The sequence below is a fragment of the Sodalis-like endosymbiont of Proechinophthirus fluctus genome, assembly GCF_001602625.1.
GTDB lineage: Bacteria > Pseudomonadota > Gammaproteobacteria > Enterobacterales > Enterobacteriaceae.
The window spans coordinates 40,213-53,989 of the sequence record NZ_LECR01000086.1; the positions used below are offsets into that span (position 1 = coordinate 40,213).

16 protein-coding genes and 7 pseudogenes are annotated in these 13,777 nt (G+C 49.7%); 17 read left to right on the forward strand and 6 right to left on the reverse strand.

The window, feature by feature from the left end:
- The 7 genes and pseudogenes from BG74_RS11635 to BG74_RS08455 form a co-directional block, all read left to right on the forward strand.
- Positions 1–116 (forward strand): annotated as a pseudogene (locus BG74_RS11635) (DUF2766 family protein); the annotation flags it as partial.
- Positions 117–273: 157 nt separating this feature from the next.
- A complete protein-coding gene (gene mgrB / locus BG74_RS11640) occupies positions 274–438 on the forward strand; it encodes a PhoP/PhoQ regulatory lipoprotein MgrB (RefSeq protein ID WP_073961151.1) in 165 nt (54 codons plus the stop codon).
- 195 nt (positions 439–633) lie between these two features.
- On the forward strand, positions 634–705 hold the full coding sequence (locus BG74_RS14260; RefSeq protein WP_187202824.1) for a YebO family protein: 72 nt from the start codon (positions 634–636) through the stop codon (positions 703–705).
- 530 nt (positions 706–1,235) lie between these two features.
- The gene (locus tag BG74_RS14265) at positions 1,236–1,442 is read left to right on the forward strand and encodes an MBL fold metallo-hydrolase (protein ID WP_187202819.1); all 207 of its coding nucleotides are present in this window, start codon (positions 1,236–1,238) and stop codon (positions 1,440–1,442) included.
- Positions 1,443–2,686: 1,244 nt separating this feature from the next.
- Positions 2,687–2,788, forward strand: a pseudogene (locus tag BG74_RS19085) (DUF2627 domain-containing protein); the annotation flags it as partial.
- Positions 2,789–2,845: 57 nt separating this feature from the next.
- Positions 2,846–3,055, forward strand: coding sequence for a transcription antiterminator/RNA stability regulator CspE (gene cspE / locus BG74_RS18180; RefSeq protein ID WP_066597825.1), 210 nt, complete (start codon positions 2,846–2,848; stop codon positions 3,053–3,055).
- Positions 3,056–3,338: 283 nt separating this feature from the next.
- Entirely contained in the window at positions 3,339–3,602 is a 264-nt protein-coding gene (locus BG74_RS08455) for a hypothetical protein (RefSeq protein ID WP_066597817.1), read from the forward strand.
- Positions 3,603–3,899: 297 nt separating this feature from the next.
- Here the strand turns inward: BG74_RS08455 and BG74_RS19910 are convergent, their stop codons facing one another.
- The 3 genes and pseudogenes from BG74_RS19910 to BG74_RS11645 all read right to left on the reverse strand — a co-directional run.
- Complete coding sequence (locus BG74_RS19910) at positions 3,900–4,175, reverse strand: manganese efflux pump (protein ID WP_369678549.1); 276 nt, start codon at positions 4,173–4,175, stop codon at positions 3,900–3,902.
- A 971-nt stretch (positions 4,176–5,146) separates the two neighbouring features.
- Positions 5,147–5,242 carry a DUF986 family protein gene (locus BG74_RS18185; RefSeq protein WP_244267465.1) on the reverse strand — a complete coding sequence of 32 codons (96 nt, stop codon included), beginning with the start codon at positions 5,240–5,242 and terminating at the stop codon, positions 5,147–5,149.
- A gap of 33 nt (positions 5,243–5,275) precedes the next feature.
- Positions 5,276–6,028, reverse strand: a pseudogene (locus tag BG74_RS11645) (PTS sugar transporter subunit IIB); the annotation flags it as partial.
- Between the two features lie 420 nt (positions 6,029–6,448).
- Between BG74_RS11645 and BG74_RS20910 the strand changes: the two are divergent.
- The 3 genes and pseudogenes from BG74_RS20910 to BG74_RS08480 all read left to right on the forward strand — a co-directional run.
- Positions 6,449–7,178, forward strand: a pseudogene (locus BG74_RS20910) (TerC family protein); the annotation flags it as partial.
- A 48-nt stretch (positions 7,179–7,226) separates the two neighbouring features.
- Positions 7,227–7,361, forward strand: coding sequence for a hypothetical protein (locus BG74_RS19095; RefSeq protein ID WP_256364255.1), 135 nt, complete (start codon positions 7,227–7,229; stop codon positions 7,359–7,361).
- Positions 7,362–7,651: 290 nt separating this feature from the next.
- Positions 7,652–7,963: a hypothetical protein gene (locus BG74_RS08480; RefSeq protein WP_066597820.1), complete on the forward strand. Its 312-nt coding sequence runs from the start codon at positions 7,652–7,654 to the stop codon at positions 7,961–7,963.
- Here the strand turns inward: BG74_RS08480 and BG74_RS20915 are convergent.
- Positions 7,944–8,568: pseudogene (locus BG74_RS20915) on the reverse strand (L-serine ammonia-lyase, iron-sulfur-dependent, subunit alpha); the annotation flags it as partial. The gene BG74_RS08480 and the pseudogene BG74_RS20915 sit on opposite strands and share 20 nt — an antisense overlap.
- 248 nt (positions 8,569–8,816) lie before the next feature.
- Between BG74_RS20915 and BG74_RS20920 the strand changes: the two are divergent.
- Positions 8,817–8,957, forward strand: a complete 141-nt coding sequence (locus BG74_RS20920) for a hypothetical protein (protein ID WP_439895716.1) — start codon at positions 8,817–8,819, stop codon at positions 8,955–8,957.
- 903 nt (positions 8,958–9,860) lie between these two features.
- Here BG74_RS20920 and BG74_RS19100 read toward each other — a convergent pair.
- Both BG74_RS19100 and pabB read right to left on the reverse strand, forming a co-directional pair.
- Positions 9,861–9,986 (reverse strand): hypothetical protein, encoded by a 126-nt coding sequence (locus BG74_RS19100; protein WP_256364256.1) that lies wholly within the window; start codon positions 9,984–9,986, stop codon positions 9,861–9,863.
- A 62-nt stretch (positions 9,987–10,048) separates the two neighbouring features.
- Positions 10,049–11,410 (reverse strand): aminodeoxychorismate synthase component 1, encoded by a 1,362-nt coding sequence (pabB, locus tag BG74_RS08485; RefSeq protein WP_066597821.1) that lies wholly within the window; start codon positions 11,408–11,410, stop codon positions 10,049–10,051.
- 217 nt (positions 11,411–11,627) lie between these two features.
- Between pabB and BG74_RS19915 the strand changes: the two genes are divergently transcribed.
- The 6 genes and pseudogenes from BG74_RS19915 to BG74_RS18200 form a co-directional block, all read left to right on the forward strand.
- The gene (locus tag BG74_RS19915) at positions 11,628–11,810 is read left to right on the forward strand and encodes a YoaH family protein (RefSeq protein WP_439895720.1); all 183 of its coding nucleotides are present in this window, start codon (positions 11,628–11,630) and stop codon (positions 11,808–11,810) included.
- A gap of 521 nt (positions 11,811–12,331) precedes the next feature.
- Positions 12,332–12,478, forward strand: coding sequence for a hypothetical protein (locus BG74_RS20925; RefSeq protein ID WP_439895717.1), 147 nt, complete (start codon positions 12,332–12,334; stop codon positions 12,476–12,478).
- Positions 12,479–12,876: 398 nt separating this feature from the next.
- Complete coding sequence (locus tag BG74_RS20930; RefSeq protein WP_439895718.1) at positions 12,877–13,011, forward strand: hypothetical protein; 135 nt, start codon at positions 12,877–12,879, stop codon at positions 13,009–13,011.
- A 90-nt stretch (positions 13,012–13,101) separates the two neighbouring features.
- Positions 13,102–13,236: a hypothetical protein gene (locus BG74_RS20935; RefSeq protein ID WP_439895719.1), complete on the forward strand. Its 135-nt coding sequence runs from the start codon at positions 13,102–13,104 to the stop codon at positions 13,234–13,236.
- Between the two features lie 91 nt (positions 13,237–13,327).
- Positions 13,328–13,593, forward strand: a pseudogene (locus tag BG74_RS20940) (helicase C-terminal domain-containing protein); the annotation flags it as partial.
- An 86-nt stretch (positions 13,594–13,679) separates the two neighbouring features.
- A pseudogene (locus tag BG74_RS18200) lies at positions 13,680–13,777 on the forward strand (tRNA (adenosine(37)-N6)-threonylcarbamoyltransferase complex dimerization subunit type 1 TsaB); the annotation flags it as partial.

A 13,777-nucleotide genomic window follows, 5' to 3' on the forward strand; every position in this document is an offset into this window, starting at 1 on the left:
TCGCTTGCCAGTTGGTCATAAAACGGATTCTAAACGTTACCCATATAATCTCGCCGGTGGGAGGTGTGCTAAAAATGTCCACGCAGCTAAAAAACATTGATTTTGGCACCCATCCCATCCCCCATCCCGCTGCACGCTATTAAAAGCTATCTCCTACTGAAAACCATTTCATGGCCGCGTCTTCTAGCCTCCCTCCTAGGAGGAGACATATAACTTTATCATTTATTTTTATTCATCTCTCATTTAATTTTAATAGAATAACACTATTTAATTATGCATTTTAGGAATAGGGTTTTAAAAATAGGCACAAATGTTAAATTGGTCGTGATTCTGCTGCTCTGTTTTGCTCTTTGGCTGTCGGCGCTGAATAGCTTTTGCGATCAGGGAGGGGATTTTTTCAGCGGCATGTGTCTGGTGACTAAATGGATGCCTTGGTAACGTCTATTAATAGGAAGATTTTGTCATCGGTGTACTAAGTCGGCCCCGGAGTGATATAAAATAGCCATTAGTTTAATGAGTGGCAGGGGCAAAAGTCAGTTTATGAATGAGTTGGGAGTTAACAGCCTGAATATCGCAATTGCCGTGGTGTCCGTCGCGGTATTTGTTATCGTGCTGGTTGTCTTCTGAGTTTTCCTGAACCGCACTAGTGTCAAAGCGAACGAGCAGATTGCTTTGCTAATCGAACTTCTCGAGCAACAGAAATAGCAGACCGAACTGTTGGTGAGACTCAATCGGGGAGAATCGCCGAACTCAGCCTCACCACTCATTTCCGACGAATCCATTATGTTTAAAGATTTTATCGCTGAACGTTAATTCCCCGACTCACTGAACCTGAGCCCCGCTGGCTTGTGAACGGCGGTTTCGTCTCTTTGTGTTGCCCGCCCTTGACAGGGAGAGTGCTAAAAACTATGAGCAAGCCAAATAGATGATATGATCCCATCAAGTTTCACCATACACCTACTAGTTTTACCAATCACGATATTCTCCCTGCGCGATCCTGAGGAGCTGAAACGCTGCCGGGAGGAGCTCAAAAGGTAGGGTGGCTACCCGGCCGCCGCCCGGCTAGGGCTTATCGAGGCTATTATCCGTTAGTGATGGCAAGCGGATTTCAGCGGCCATGAAGACGCCGTATTACGGTGGCTTGATCATGCCTACCTGTTGCTACGGACTAGCAACGTATCCTGTGCGATCCGGCACTTGGCAAGAGCGCCTCGCTACTGCCGTTTGCCGGCCAGGTGCGCAAATCGTTCTTGGCGGAGACCGTCGCCGAATTGCCCAATATTGATTGGGTGCTGTACTCCCATAATTATTATGGTCATCTTGACCACGGCACGGCACGGCACGCTGCAGCGTCTGTTAAACGTTTTCCCGCGTTACGGGTCGCGGCACTCTTGGGTATAGGCGGCCTAGTTATGCCGACACAGGGTCAAGCATGTGGCTGAATGCGACTGGTGGGATGCGGTCACTACGCCGGAATTCGCAATGCACTTGCCCGGTACGTCACTGGAGCATGTACTCTGGAACCGCAACCGGAGTTTATTGGTACGGCTGGGTTGGTGTCCAACAGCTCTCCTTATACAATGAATATTAAAGCAATACGACAAACGAAAAAGGAAATCTGCCAGTAATGCTGAGAATATTTCTTACACTACTTTGTTTAATTATCTTCGGGAGGGCGCTCTCTGCAACTAAATTAGCATTAAGGGGTGACCAAGATGTCCGTTAAAACTTTCGTACCCTGGCCGACGCGCTGGTTTACGCCGGCGGCGAAGAGGGGAACCCCGGCGCAAAACCGCTTCTGCTAGGTTCACAGGGACGCCAGGCCTGCAAAATACTACTCCATCAAATCAATCAGCCAACAGGCCTCAAGCTCCGACCACTCCCCTCAACCCACATAAAAACAGCAGGCCATCGGCACCGTTACTTTCAGTGCTGCTATCCCCCCAGGATAAAGGCAAAATCATTTTTCAAAGTGTAATTCTTACCGCCTATTTTTAACGCGGTAAAAGCGATAATTGACGCCTACCTCTCGCTGGGGTGGTGCACAGTAAATCGAGCAGCGGCTCGTCCAGGGATTCATCCGCCAACTCGAAAACTCTAATGAATCGAGATCCCTGGGGCCGATGAAGTTCCTGATAAAAATGCACCGTCTCAGTGGGGCTCTCATGTAACTTTCCACCATGAACCATTCTAGTGCAAGCCAATAAGACAGCGCGGCCTCGTTAAATGGCCACAGGCATTGGCCGATCTCTGCCAACTGCGGGGCATTAAGCTGCTACCGCCTAAAAAAGGAAGAAACACCACCGCGACATGGCCCCCGCCCCCTGGTGCGTTATAAAGGTTTCACACAATCTTTCACTATGTTAGAAAAAGAGGTTATAAGGTAAGGGTTAAAATTGTGAACTATACCCCTTGATTTCTTATCATTAATGAATGAACAGTTATTATTAAATAATGCATTGGACGTCGGCAGTGGTTTACGCTAATGTTATCTTTATCCGATAGCGGCAAACTGCAGCGCTATAACCCCGTAGAAAATGAAGGTCTCCCGCACCATATTTATGCGAGGTCAGCATCCCAGTGTCTTGATTGTGTGCAACATATCCGGCCCTGATTAAAAATGGCTTGCCATTGTTTACAGAGTATGTGATAACGCAGTTGGGTAAAATGAAGTACAGTTCTGTATATGGGTGGCATTTTCAGTAAAGAAGTTTTGCGTGTAGACGATTTCGTTGCATACCGCCTCTCTGACGATCCTTATCTGAATGCCTCAAGCAGTAACGGCTCCAGTTTGTCTCTGTATCGCCAAAAAGGCGATTTAAACACTCCAAAGGAAATATGCAAGATGGCAAAGATCAAAGGTCAAGTGAAGTGGTTCAACGAGTCAAAAGGTTTTGGTTTCATCACACCGGCCGATGGCAGCAAAGATGTGTTCGTCCACTTCTCCGCTATTCAGGGTAACGGTTTCAAAACTCTGGCAGAAGGCCAGAGTGTCGAGTTCGAAATCCAGGATGGCCAGAAAGGTCCTTCAGCAGTTAATGTAACTACCCTGTAATACAGGTTGCTGCAGCAACGGTTAGTAATTTGACTGACGGATAATATCTAAGGTCCCCCGCTGTCTTCGCGCCTGCGGGGGTTTGGCTTTTAGGCAGCAAAGGACCTTATGATGGCAAGATTATTTTCGCTTAGCGACCTTTTCCTGCCGCATCCGTTAATGATTTCCCGTGGCCTTGATATTTACTGCTACCGACGCCGTACTTTGATCTGCGCCAAATGTCCCGGCCTCTCCGCTTGCGCTTCACGCCACGACACCGTCTTGATGGAATGATAATTCCGCTATGCTGTTTGTGCCCGCTGATGGTCGGATGGGTGGGATCCCGCTGCTTACTGTTGTAGCGAAAACCGGTATAGCGCAGGCCTTGCTCAAGCGCCAGCGGCTACCGCGGCGGCTAGAGGTAGTGGAGGTGTACGGGATGGATATCGCAAACAATGCGGTGCGAAGCGCCGCTAAACTCCTACGCCCGAGTTCTCTTTTGCGTCGCGTCTGGCCAGCGTCTGCCCTTCGCCGTTGCGTTGCTCGACGGCAACATGCGCATTTATGAGCCGAGCAATTCCCCGCCGAGCTGTGGCGCACTCTACGCCAGGGAGTGTGCTGATGACGGTGACGCCTAGCCTATTCCATTTCTATTAGCTCAAAGCGCTCATTTGACGTGCAGCTGCACGGACTAAAGGAAGAAACCGTCGCGGGTTTTCCCCCGCTTGGGGGAAAGACCGCTGTGCTATCCGCTGCGTCTTGACCAGCACAAGATCGGCACTAACCCATTGATATGCTCGAACGGCTGGCTGTGACGACACAGTTCGACCTCNACGGATTTTATTGGCGAGCATGCCTTTATTATTTACCTATAGAAAGATGTTGCAGCGGATGCCAATAAGATGAAGTTGCTAATAATTTCCGCTTTATTGCCCAGACAAGGCCCCATAAAGCGCCCCAGCAGCATACCAATGGTCGATATTAGAAAAGTGGCAAGAGCGATTAGCAGCTCGATGTGAACAATACAATATTGACCTGAAACATCGTCAGCCACGCCGATGGCCAGCGCATCAAGACTAGTAGCGATGGTAGTGGCTACTAGCATGCCCAAGCTGTGCTCACCGATTATGACCGCCTGCACTCTACAGCCCGCCAGCACCATCCTGGCTGCCTAGAAACGCCAGCAGGATAAATACTACCTAGTAGTCCCAGCGCACAATATACTAACTGGCCAGCAGACTCAATCCCCAGATGATAAGCGAGATAACAGCTTCTATTCTATTACCCAAAATTAGTCTGGTGCGCAGCGCTTCTCTCAGCACGGTGCCTTTCTTTGCCGACGGAGGCCGGCCGAAAAGGTGTCCATAGACATACTAAAGGTAAGAATTAGTGTGGCGGAAATATTCACTACTAAGCCTCGGCTTGGGTTGAGCGCCCATATCCATACTTTTCTATCCCCTAGCTTTATCGACAGATCCGCATGTCTATAGGCTTGCTAGCCGATGAACGCCGCCCGTACTACGTTCAAAAAAGGAACGAGTATGTTGACACAGGAATTTTCGCTAGAATAGCGATACTACCTAATGACTGAGCAACCATAACATAATAATTCCCCATAATGAAAACTATAAAATAACATGTTAAATACCTTAAGATTTGCTATTGGCTAATTTTTCTCAGCATAAGGATGATGACGAGATTTCTCTGGCGACATACTATAGGAAATAAAGAATAAGGTATTTTTTATTGCGATTAATAATCTATATTGTTAATACAACTCATTGTAATAAAATGAGAAAATTTTTAAATATTCTGTAGATTGTCAAATTTATTGATATGGATCAGTAAACGTCATTTTTCCAAGTCAATAACTAGATAACTATCTTCCAATAAATTTATTTCTTAATAAAAATAATAACTGATAAATGTATTGCCATAAAACATTATGGTTTAAACAGCACACGTAGACGACGAATATAAGCCAAATAAACTACTATTAATCCTAGAATTAAAATCAGGGTGGAGGTGACAAAACCATGCTGCCAGTTGTGATGTTTTTGTACAATAGTATTAGCAGTAGGACGATAAAATTAGGCCGTCCATGCGGCCATGTCAGCGCAGAGACACCCGTAGATGGGTCTTTCCGCGCAGCGCGTAATCCACAATAAACTTATCAAAGATAGCAAATATCAGTGCGATAACAATCATTGTTCACCTGGTTTTTGCCCTAGAGGAAGGCTATATACCACCGATATTGACCGTGGTAATCGTGACGCTGCCCTCAACCAGGCGTATGACGTCGGTGGGTCTGGTAAATAACAGCATGACGCGGTCATTGGCATATTTTTGATTGTCATAAACGTGGATAGCTTTTGCCACGTCAACCACATGAGTAACCCCATAGAGGCTCTACCTGGATGAGCAGCATTTTGCACACCGTATCTGCGACCACTTCGTCGCTGATCACGATAATGTGTTTAACGTTAGTTTCCTTCGTCCAGCGGGTGGGCTACCTGGCGGGCTACCTGGCCGTGGATCAGACGATCGTCTATACGCGCCAGACCAATTCTCATGTGGCCATCTTAGCCGGGCCGCCACTGGCGTAGATTTCACTACTGGTGTGGGCGGCGGCTAGCCGGCGACGCTAGGGGTCTGTTTCTCTTCCGGGGTTTTTAGCACTTTTACGCCTATGTACCCGATTTTCACCGCGATGCTGACCAGTTCTTGAAAGGCTGGATTATCATCTCTGGTAATAAATGTTACGGCTAGCATGGGGATATTTACGCTGACATGATTTCATAATTTTCATTGTCTATGACAATCAGGTTGGTAGTATTAAATAGGCTACCATTCTCAGATATCAACCAGAAATAATACGCCTGCTGTGGTGTCAAAATCCGCCAGACGGATAGTATATTTCTAAATCAATTTTTTAGCGTTTTCACTGGGGACGAAATCGATCTAGGCGACGTTGTCTTGTGCGCCTAAAATCATTTCTACCGTTTTCAGTATGTGTAAAAAATAAAAAATTGTGAAGGCGTGCCAGTTACTCTAGGATAACGGAATCGTTATAAGCGCAAAAAATAGTGTAGCTGAGAATAAACAAACATCTTGAATTGAAAAGTTTTGTGCCGAGAGGTGATTCACTGATACAGTGGGATGTTCAAATTATAAAAGTAGCAAACAGCCCTTGATGGACTACTACTGAAACTGTTTTATCATTTTTTGTCCGCTTGCAAAGTCATAGTTGTGTCCTCTCACACTGGCACATCGCTTTGAGTTCTCTTCTAGTCATTTTTAATCCCCGCTCCCAAAGAAAGTGTGCCCCTTGGCAGCTTGCCCCTGCGCGGTTGCCAACAAAGATGCGGTTTAACCCTGTAATCAAGACAACCTGAATACATTACGGAGCCTGTGATGGAATTTTTAATGGACCATTCAATTATGGATGGATTATTGACCTGATCGTATTGGAGAGTAGTCTCGGCACCGATAATGTGGTCTTTTATTGCGACTATGGTGGACAAATAGACAGCCCAAAAAGCGGGATCTCGCACGGGTAGTAGGTCTGTCATTGGAGCTGATTATGCGCCTTGGAGTTGTTGCGTCGCTGATTTTATAGATTGCCAATCTGACGCGCCCGCTGTTTACTCTAGGAGACTTTTCCTTTTCCTTTTCCTTTTCCGGTTGCGATCTTCTTTTTCTGCTTTGGGTTCTTTTTTTTCAAGGAAACTACGGATTTGCACGAAATTTAAGAAAATAAAGAGTACTACAGCATCGCCGACCGCGGTACGCCAGCTTCTGGGAGGTGATGGTACAAATCATTATTCTCGACGTGGTATTTTCCCTGGATGTGTTGTTCATCACGGCGGTGGGATATGGTTAATAATCTGCCCGTCATAATAACCGCTGTGGTGATTGCTATAGCGATTATGCTGCTGGAGTCTCGTTCTCTGACCATCTTCGTTAAGCGTCATCAAACCATAGTGGTGCTGTATCTCAGTTTCTTGCTGAGATAGGTCTCAAGTTTGATTGCCGAAGGCTTCGGTTTTCATATTCCGAAAGGCTACCTGTGTATACTGCCATTGGTTTCTCGACCTTCATTGAGAGGTTCAACCAGATAGTGCGCCATGATTTTATTAAAAACTAGTCTGCTAAGCCGATGCGCAAGCGTACCCCGGAAGCGATTATGTAGTTGATGAGAGATAGGGCGCACCGCGAAACCTGCGAGGATGATTTTGCCCAGGCGTTTATGCAGGCGCATTTCGTCGGTGAAGAGCACCATATGATCACCGTCGTGTTGTTGTTGACTTTGCGCACCCTACCCTGAGCAGTGTGATGACGTCCGCGCAATGAATGCGATAACCTGGTTGGACTTAGACTGCTAGCAACCGGTAAGAGGCGCTACGCGCGACCGCGACATTGATGGAAACGTCGCACAATATATTCCCGGTCTGTAACGGCAAGCTGGATCAACTTATCGATATCTTGCACGAAAATGATTTGATGGTGGCGGTGGATAATGGTTAAAAGCCTACGCCGCTGCCAACCCGGCGATTGTCGTGCCGGAAACCCTGGATGTATTGAAGCTGATGGAGGAGTTTCCGCCGGGCGAAAGGTATGCTGATAGTGTCCAATGAGTTCGGCGTGGTTCAGGGACTGGTGACTTCCTTGGATGTGCTGGAAGTTGTTACAGGCAAGTTTCCCGACGAGGATGAGATGCCGGAAATAGAGGTCCACGATATGGAAGGTAGCGCCGACGGATTTTTTTGGCTCCGAGCCCAAGTGGAATCTGAGCCGCGACGTTCTTCGATGATCCATTGCACTACACCGGCACTACCTCCGGGTTGTCGCCCACGACATTTCAGCCGAATAGCGGCTGGAGCACGTCACGGCTGCGGTGCATCTTCGCTTAGTCGCATTGCACATTAATAGCCAGGCCGCCACGCGAGGTTCCGCAGTATTTATATCCTTGCCGGTTTCATACATGGGTTCAATAACCTTATAGAAGGGGACCCCGAGGCACGCTAGTACTACGTAGCGCCATGCGCGAGACATTGCGCTTTCATAACAGCGATCGCGTTACGCTTGATGCATAGCATCAGCACCTGGCCTCCCACCGGATCGCGGGTCAGTCCCAAGTTGTGTTCCATACCGATTTCCGCCGAGATACATACCCATTCTGGACTGCCTCCCATCAAGTTCTGTCAGGGTGGCCGCCACCATAGAGCAGGCGACGTCCGCTCGCCCTGACAGCCGACTTCAGCACCTGAAATGAAGGCATTCATCTTGTACAAAATACTAATTGCGCCACTGGCGAGAGGAAATACTGCAGCTAGAATATCGACAAAGACCGGCTCGATGAAATATTTATCCCCGGAAATCAATATCCTCTTGAGCACGGCAGCGCGGCACGGCACCTATAGCGGCCCTAGCAGCACGCTCTCGGTGTTCATGCTGCAATCGATACAGGCGCCGCATGGTCTGACAGACAGGGACACAAAATAGCCGTCTATTCTGCGCCGCCCGTGCAGCGCGGAGCGTATTGCACAACACCAAACGAGATACCGACAGGGCAGTATTTCAACAGTGTCCTAATAATTGCTGGGACACTGTTGAAACTGAAAGGAACGCTGATTTCGTTGATCACCACTTGGCCAAACTAGGCTTCATCGACGATTAAAGTTGCTGCCAAAAGAATAGCAGGTTTGGCTGTAAACGCAGCGAATCTGCCCGCGAACGCATAGATGCGTAGCCTGTTTTCGTTCTGCTTCAGGCTAGTGTGATGAAATATCATGCTCCTCGCGCAATATTTACTCTATGGAGAGTGCCAGCCAACATTAGCCGCTGGCGCTGGGTGACGTCGCGCAAAATCGCCGGCGTGGTGTCTATGGCTACCGTATCCTGGCTGTTGCTGGCTAGCTAAAGGATGATCACTTGATCGGCGTAGTGCCCCTTCCCAGTCAGAGCAAACCGTAAAAATCGAAGGCGATCCCCACGTGACTTAAGGTCAGCAGATATTTTTTGACCAAATCATCCACAAGTTGTTTACCGGCTTTCGTCGGACCCACCGTATGGGAATAGACGGACCGATACTAATTTTGAACATATCAAAAACGCTAATCACATTTGCTCTCCTATAAAATATTTATAAGGCAACAGGCAGGTAGTATTTACCTGATTGTAATAGTTAAACTGGATACGCGAGCGTATTCTCGCATGAAATAAACTAATATCAACGGCGTTGACGATGAAGCGCGTCACTTACCTCTGATACGCCGACTATCTATCAAGCGGTATTTTTAAGTGTAGTATTGAAATTAAATGCCAATAAAACAATATATTATTATTTTCTGCTTAATGTCACTTATCGTGTATTTTAGCCAGATAAATGGAAATAAAAAGAACTTTGTGCTGTTAATGGGAGCTGGATCCAGTTATTCGATGAGCGGACGGATATATTGGCCGAGACGATGGAGGATTTGAGCGTTTATACCCCAAACCATATGTTCCGGTACCAGGAGAAGTATACTCGCCAGGTTTGCGCTCGCTGCTTTCCAGCGGGGTATATATAGCTCGCTAGCGACAATACCTCACCTCGGTCAGCAGTATTTCAAAAATTTCCGCCACTTCGGCCTTTCCTTGGCGCCAGCAGACCCATGATCGGGGTGACCTGAAAACCGCTGCTGTTATCCACCGGCGGCAACCGGCGGCAATTGTCCTAACACCTGGTCTGATGGGGATCGATGGCAACCTTTTTACTCATCACGCGGCACGATGGTGATCGTGGAAGTGTCAGCCGCATCTGTGTTGCCCTAGGAAATGCGACCTAACCGGTGTGATTGTACAAGGACGCAGCGCGGCTGGTGAGCAGCAGCGTCGGCGTGGAATGGCAAATAATTGGAATCAGCACTGCCGCCCGCCGGCGATGATAGGTAACGTAGCGTGTCTCCATTAGCAGCAGTTGAAAACGGGTAATAAACTCCGCTAGCCACAGCGGGTCGCTTAATGACGGCGTCAGGTATGCAAATGCTCCAGCAGCGGCAGTAGCGAGGCAGCTTTCGCGAGAGTTTCTTGGTATTCCGCTTCTTCGTTGCTGTCGGCGACAAGACCGCCGCCGACGGAGCAGTGAATATGCTGGTTCGCCACCAGGAGGGTGCGTATGGCAATATTGGTATCCATAGCGCCACAATAGCTAACATAGCCGATGCTTCCGCACCATGCGCTGCGACGCTGCGGTTCGAGCTTTTCGATTATTTCCATTGCCCGCACTTTTGGCGCGCCGGTAATAGAGCCGCCTGGGAAGCAGGAGCGCAGCAGGTCGCAAGGAGTGCGATCGGCCGCCAGGGTAGCGGTGATGGTGCTGACCATGTGATGCACTGCCGTAAAGGTCTCTATAGCAAACAACGAGGGTACGCGCACGCTGCCGGGTTGCGTCACGCGGCCGATATCGTTACGCATCAGGTCCACTATCATCAAATTTTCCGCTTTATCTTTGGCAGAAGCGGCCAGCCGCGCGGCCTGCTGTCGATCGGCATCGGCGTCTGCCAGCCGTGGCAACGTACCTTTAATAGGGCGGGCCTGGATTTCGCCGGCGCGCACGCGAAGAAAACGTTCCGGTGATAAGCTCATCACCGCTTGGTCCCTCAGGCGGATAAAGGCCGAAAACGGCGCACGGTTATAGGCCAGCAAATGGCGAAAAGCCGGCCATTCATCTCCGTTGTAAGGGGCGCTAAAGCGCTGTGCTAAACAGACTTGATAGCAGTCTCCCGCCAGCAAATGCTGCTGGACCTGGCGGAATTTTTCGCCATATTCAGTCCGCGTCATATTGGCGCGCCAAGGGCCAAGTAGATGAAACGACGTCGATGTAGGCAGCTGTGCAGCGGTCAATTTAGTAATCAAGGGCGCTGGATCCTCGTAGCTCACCAGGGTCACTGTATGGAGATGGTGGTCGGCTATCAACGCCCAGTGATAAATGCCCACCGCCATTTCTGGCAGTGGCACGTCCTGTTGTGCCAGCTCAGGCAGGGTTTCGATGCCACGGGCGAGATCGTAGCCAAAATAGCCGAGTGCCCCTCCGAGGAACGGTAATGACGCGATTGGCAGGGCCGACATGCCCCCTCCCGCCAACTGCTGCTGAACCAGAGCAAATGGGTCATCGTAGCGGATTTCTCGCTCACCCCCCCGGCGGATCTCGGTGACGCCGTCACGAGTCACCAGCGTTACCACGGGCGTAGCCACCAAAATATCGTAACGGCTGTCAGGATGATTGCTGTTGCCGGAATGCAGCAGCATTGCCCAGGGTTGGCCGGCCAGTGGGGTAAAGTAGTCTAGCACGGCATCGGGCCAGTAAGGCAATGCTGTCAATTGTGGCTGCATAGATAAGCACCTGTTCCCAAATTACGCGGCAACGGAAACCTGTTCGTGTTTGCGGTGATATTTTTATAGTGGTATTATGGCGTGATCTTAGCATACATCCTCGCCATAACGTAACCGGCAGCGTCATGAGATGACCGACTATTGACGTCACCGAGAGAAACCGATGTTAAAAGATATGCCTGCGTTAGCGTTAATCCACGAATAGCAGAAACAGGCCATCGAGCGTATTAAGGCGTTAATGACCAAGGGGATGGATAGCGGCAAATCCATTGCGCTGGTGGCGTGCGAACTGCGCGCCGGCTACACCAGTGAAAGGGTCACCCTTTTCTGGGAGGATGAGGAGGAAACCGAGGACCATGAAGCCCCAGCGGGCCTTCCCAGAGGCAGATCCTTACGATAGCAACCAAAGGTGACGACTGGGAGCAGGGTGGCCTGCCCTTCCTTAAATGCAGCCCATTGATAATTTTGATTTTAAATTTGTAGCGCGGATTAATCAGGTTCGCCTGAACTGTATAGCGTACCGCCGCGCTGCCGGCTTCTTACCCAGTTATCTCATGCCGCATTCATCGCGGCGAAATTTGCAGCGTTAGCGTTAGGCAGGAAAATAGTCGCATCTAGCAGGTGGCGCTTATCGGTGTTGCAGCGCGCCAGAATGGCATTGATAGCAGTGAGCGCACTGACAGTCTAGCCAGTGATGTCTGCGTCAAGCACGGCATCAGCCGCCGCGCTGGTGTAGTAAGTAGAGAGTCTGATGATGAATCACCGCGTCTTGACATACGGGCGCCAGCATTAATACGCTGGAGGGTTATTGTATTTCCTTTCAGTGGTTAGTGAAAGCAGCAGAATACCATATACCATACCGTCACGGAAAGCCCAGCGCACCCGGCAGCAGTAGCGAAAAACGTTTGCGTGGGAGATAGTGTGACAGACGATTTTACGCCCCAGAGTTTGCTGGCGAAAGCCCTGAGCGGTTTCAAGCCGCGGGAATCCCAGCGCCTGATGGCAGATGCTATTCGCGACGCCATCAGCGCGCAACAACCTCTGGTAACAACCTCTGATGGTGGGTAAGTACTGCACCGACAAGACCTGCTCTTATCTTATTCCGGCCATTTTCTCCTATAACAATTTGATCTGTAAGAAGTTACAGGATAAACTCTACTTCCGGGATCTGCCACGTATCGCGCAGGCCCTGTCCTAACGCGGACAACTGGACTTATTGAAAGGGCGCGCCAACTATTATCTGTGCCTGGAACGCATAGCGCAGCACGCGGCGGCAGGGGGGTGCACTGCCGCCGGAGAGGCTCGACGCGCTGAGTCATGGGTGCACCGCCTGGGCATCGTAAACCGAGGATGAGGGGGATATCGCCGATGTGGCGGTATCACAGAAGGTAGCCCTATCTGTCCGCTGGTGACCAGCATTAACGATAACTATCTCGGCAGCAATTGTCCTGAGTATAAAGAGTGCCTTGTGGTTAAAGCGCGCAGCTGGGCTATGGATGCTGATGTGGTGGTCAGCCATCATCTTTATCCTGGCGGATATGATGGTGAAAGAAAGCGGTTTCGGCGAACTTGTATCCCCGCTGCGACATGATGGTTTTTGACGAAGCGCATCAACTGCCAGATATCGCGGCCAATATTTCGGCCAGCAGCTTACTAGCCGCTGCATACTGGATCTGGCACGCGATATGACTTTGACTTACTGCACCGATATCCTCGACATGGCGCAGTTGCTAAAGAGCGCTGACCAGCTCTCGTTTCGCGTCCAGGATTTTCGCCTGACGTTGGGTAAACCGGGGCTTCTCAGTATAATCTACGCGACGCTCTGATACAGCCGATGGTACAGCGCGCTTGGTGCTGCTGAATGATGCGCTGGAGTTATATCATGACGTGGCAAAATTGGCGCTCAGCCGCTTGGCGCTGCTGAAGGCGCGCATTGAGGATTGCCAGTTGCGCGGCGGCGATCCGTTTGCCGACGTGCAGATCCCCGAGGCAGTTATCGCCCTGAAGCAGGGGTAGGCAGGCTTATACACGACAGCGATGACCGTGGTGTACTTATCATTTGCGATCATCGGATGGTTTCACCTCCACCCCAACCCCCATGGCAAAATTTTCTACAAAGTATTCCGCCGACGCGCTGCACGCGATCGCTAGAGCGTACAATCGCCTTTCTGACCGGCGACTGAGCGCCGTATCCCTTGTAGAAATAGGTGTGTTATGATAAGCGCCCGTTACCCGTTACAGTTCTTATTATTTCCGACTGAGGTTTGGCATGTCTACCCGCATTTTAGCTCTTGATACCGCGACCGAAGCCTGTTCTGCCGCGCTGATGCTCGACGACGAACTGTTGCTGGAGCGCTTCGCCGTTAC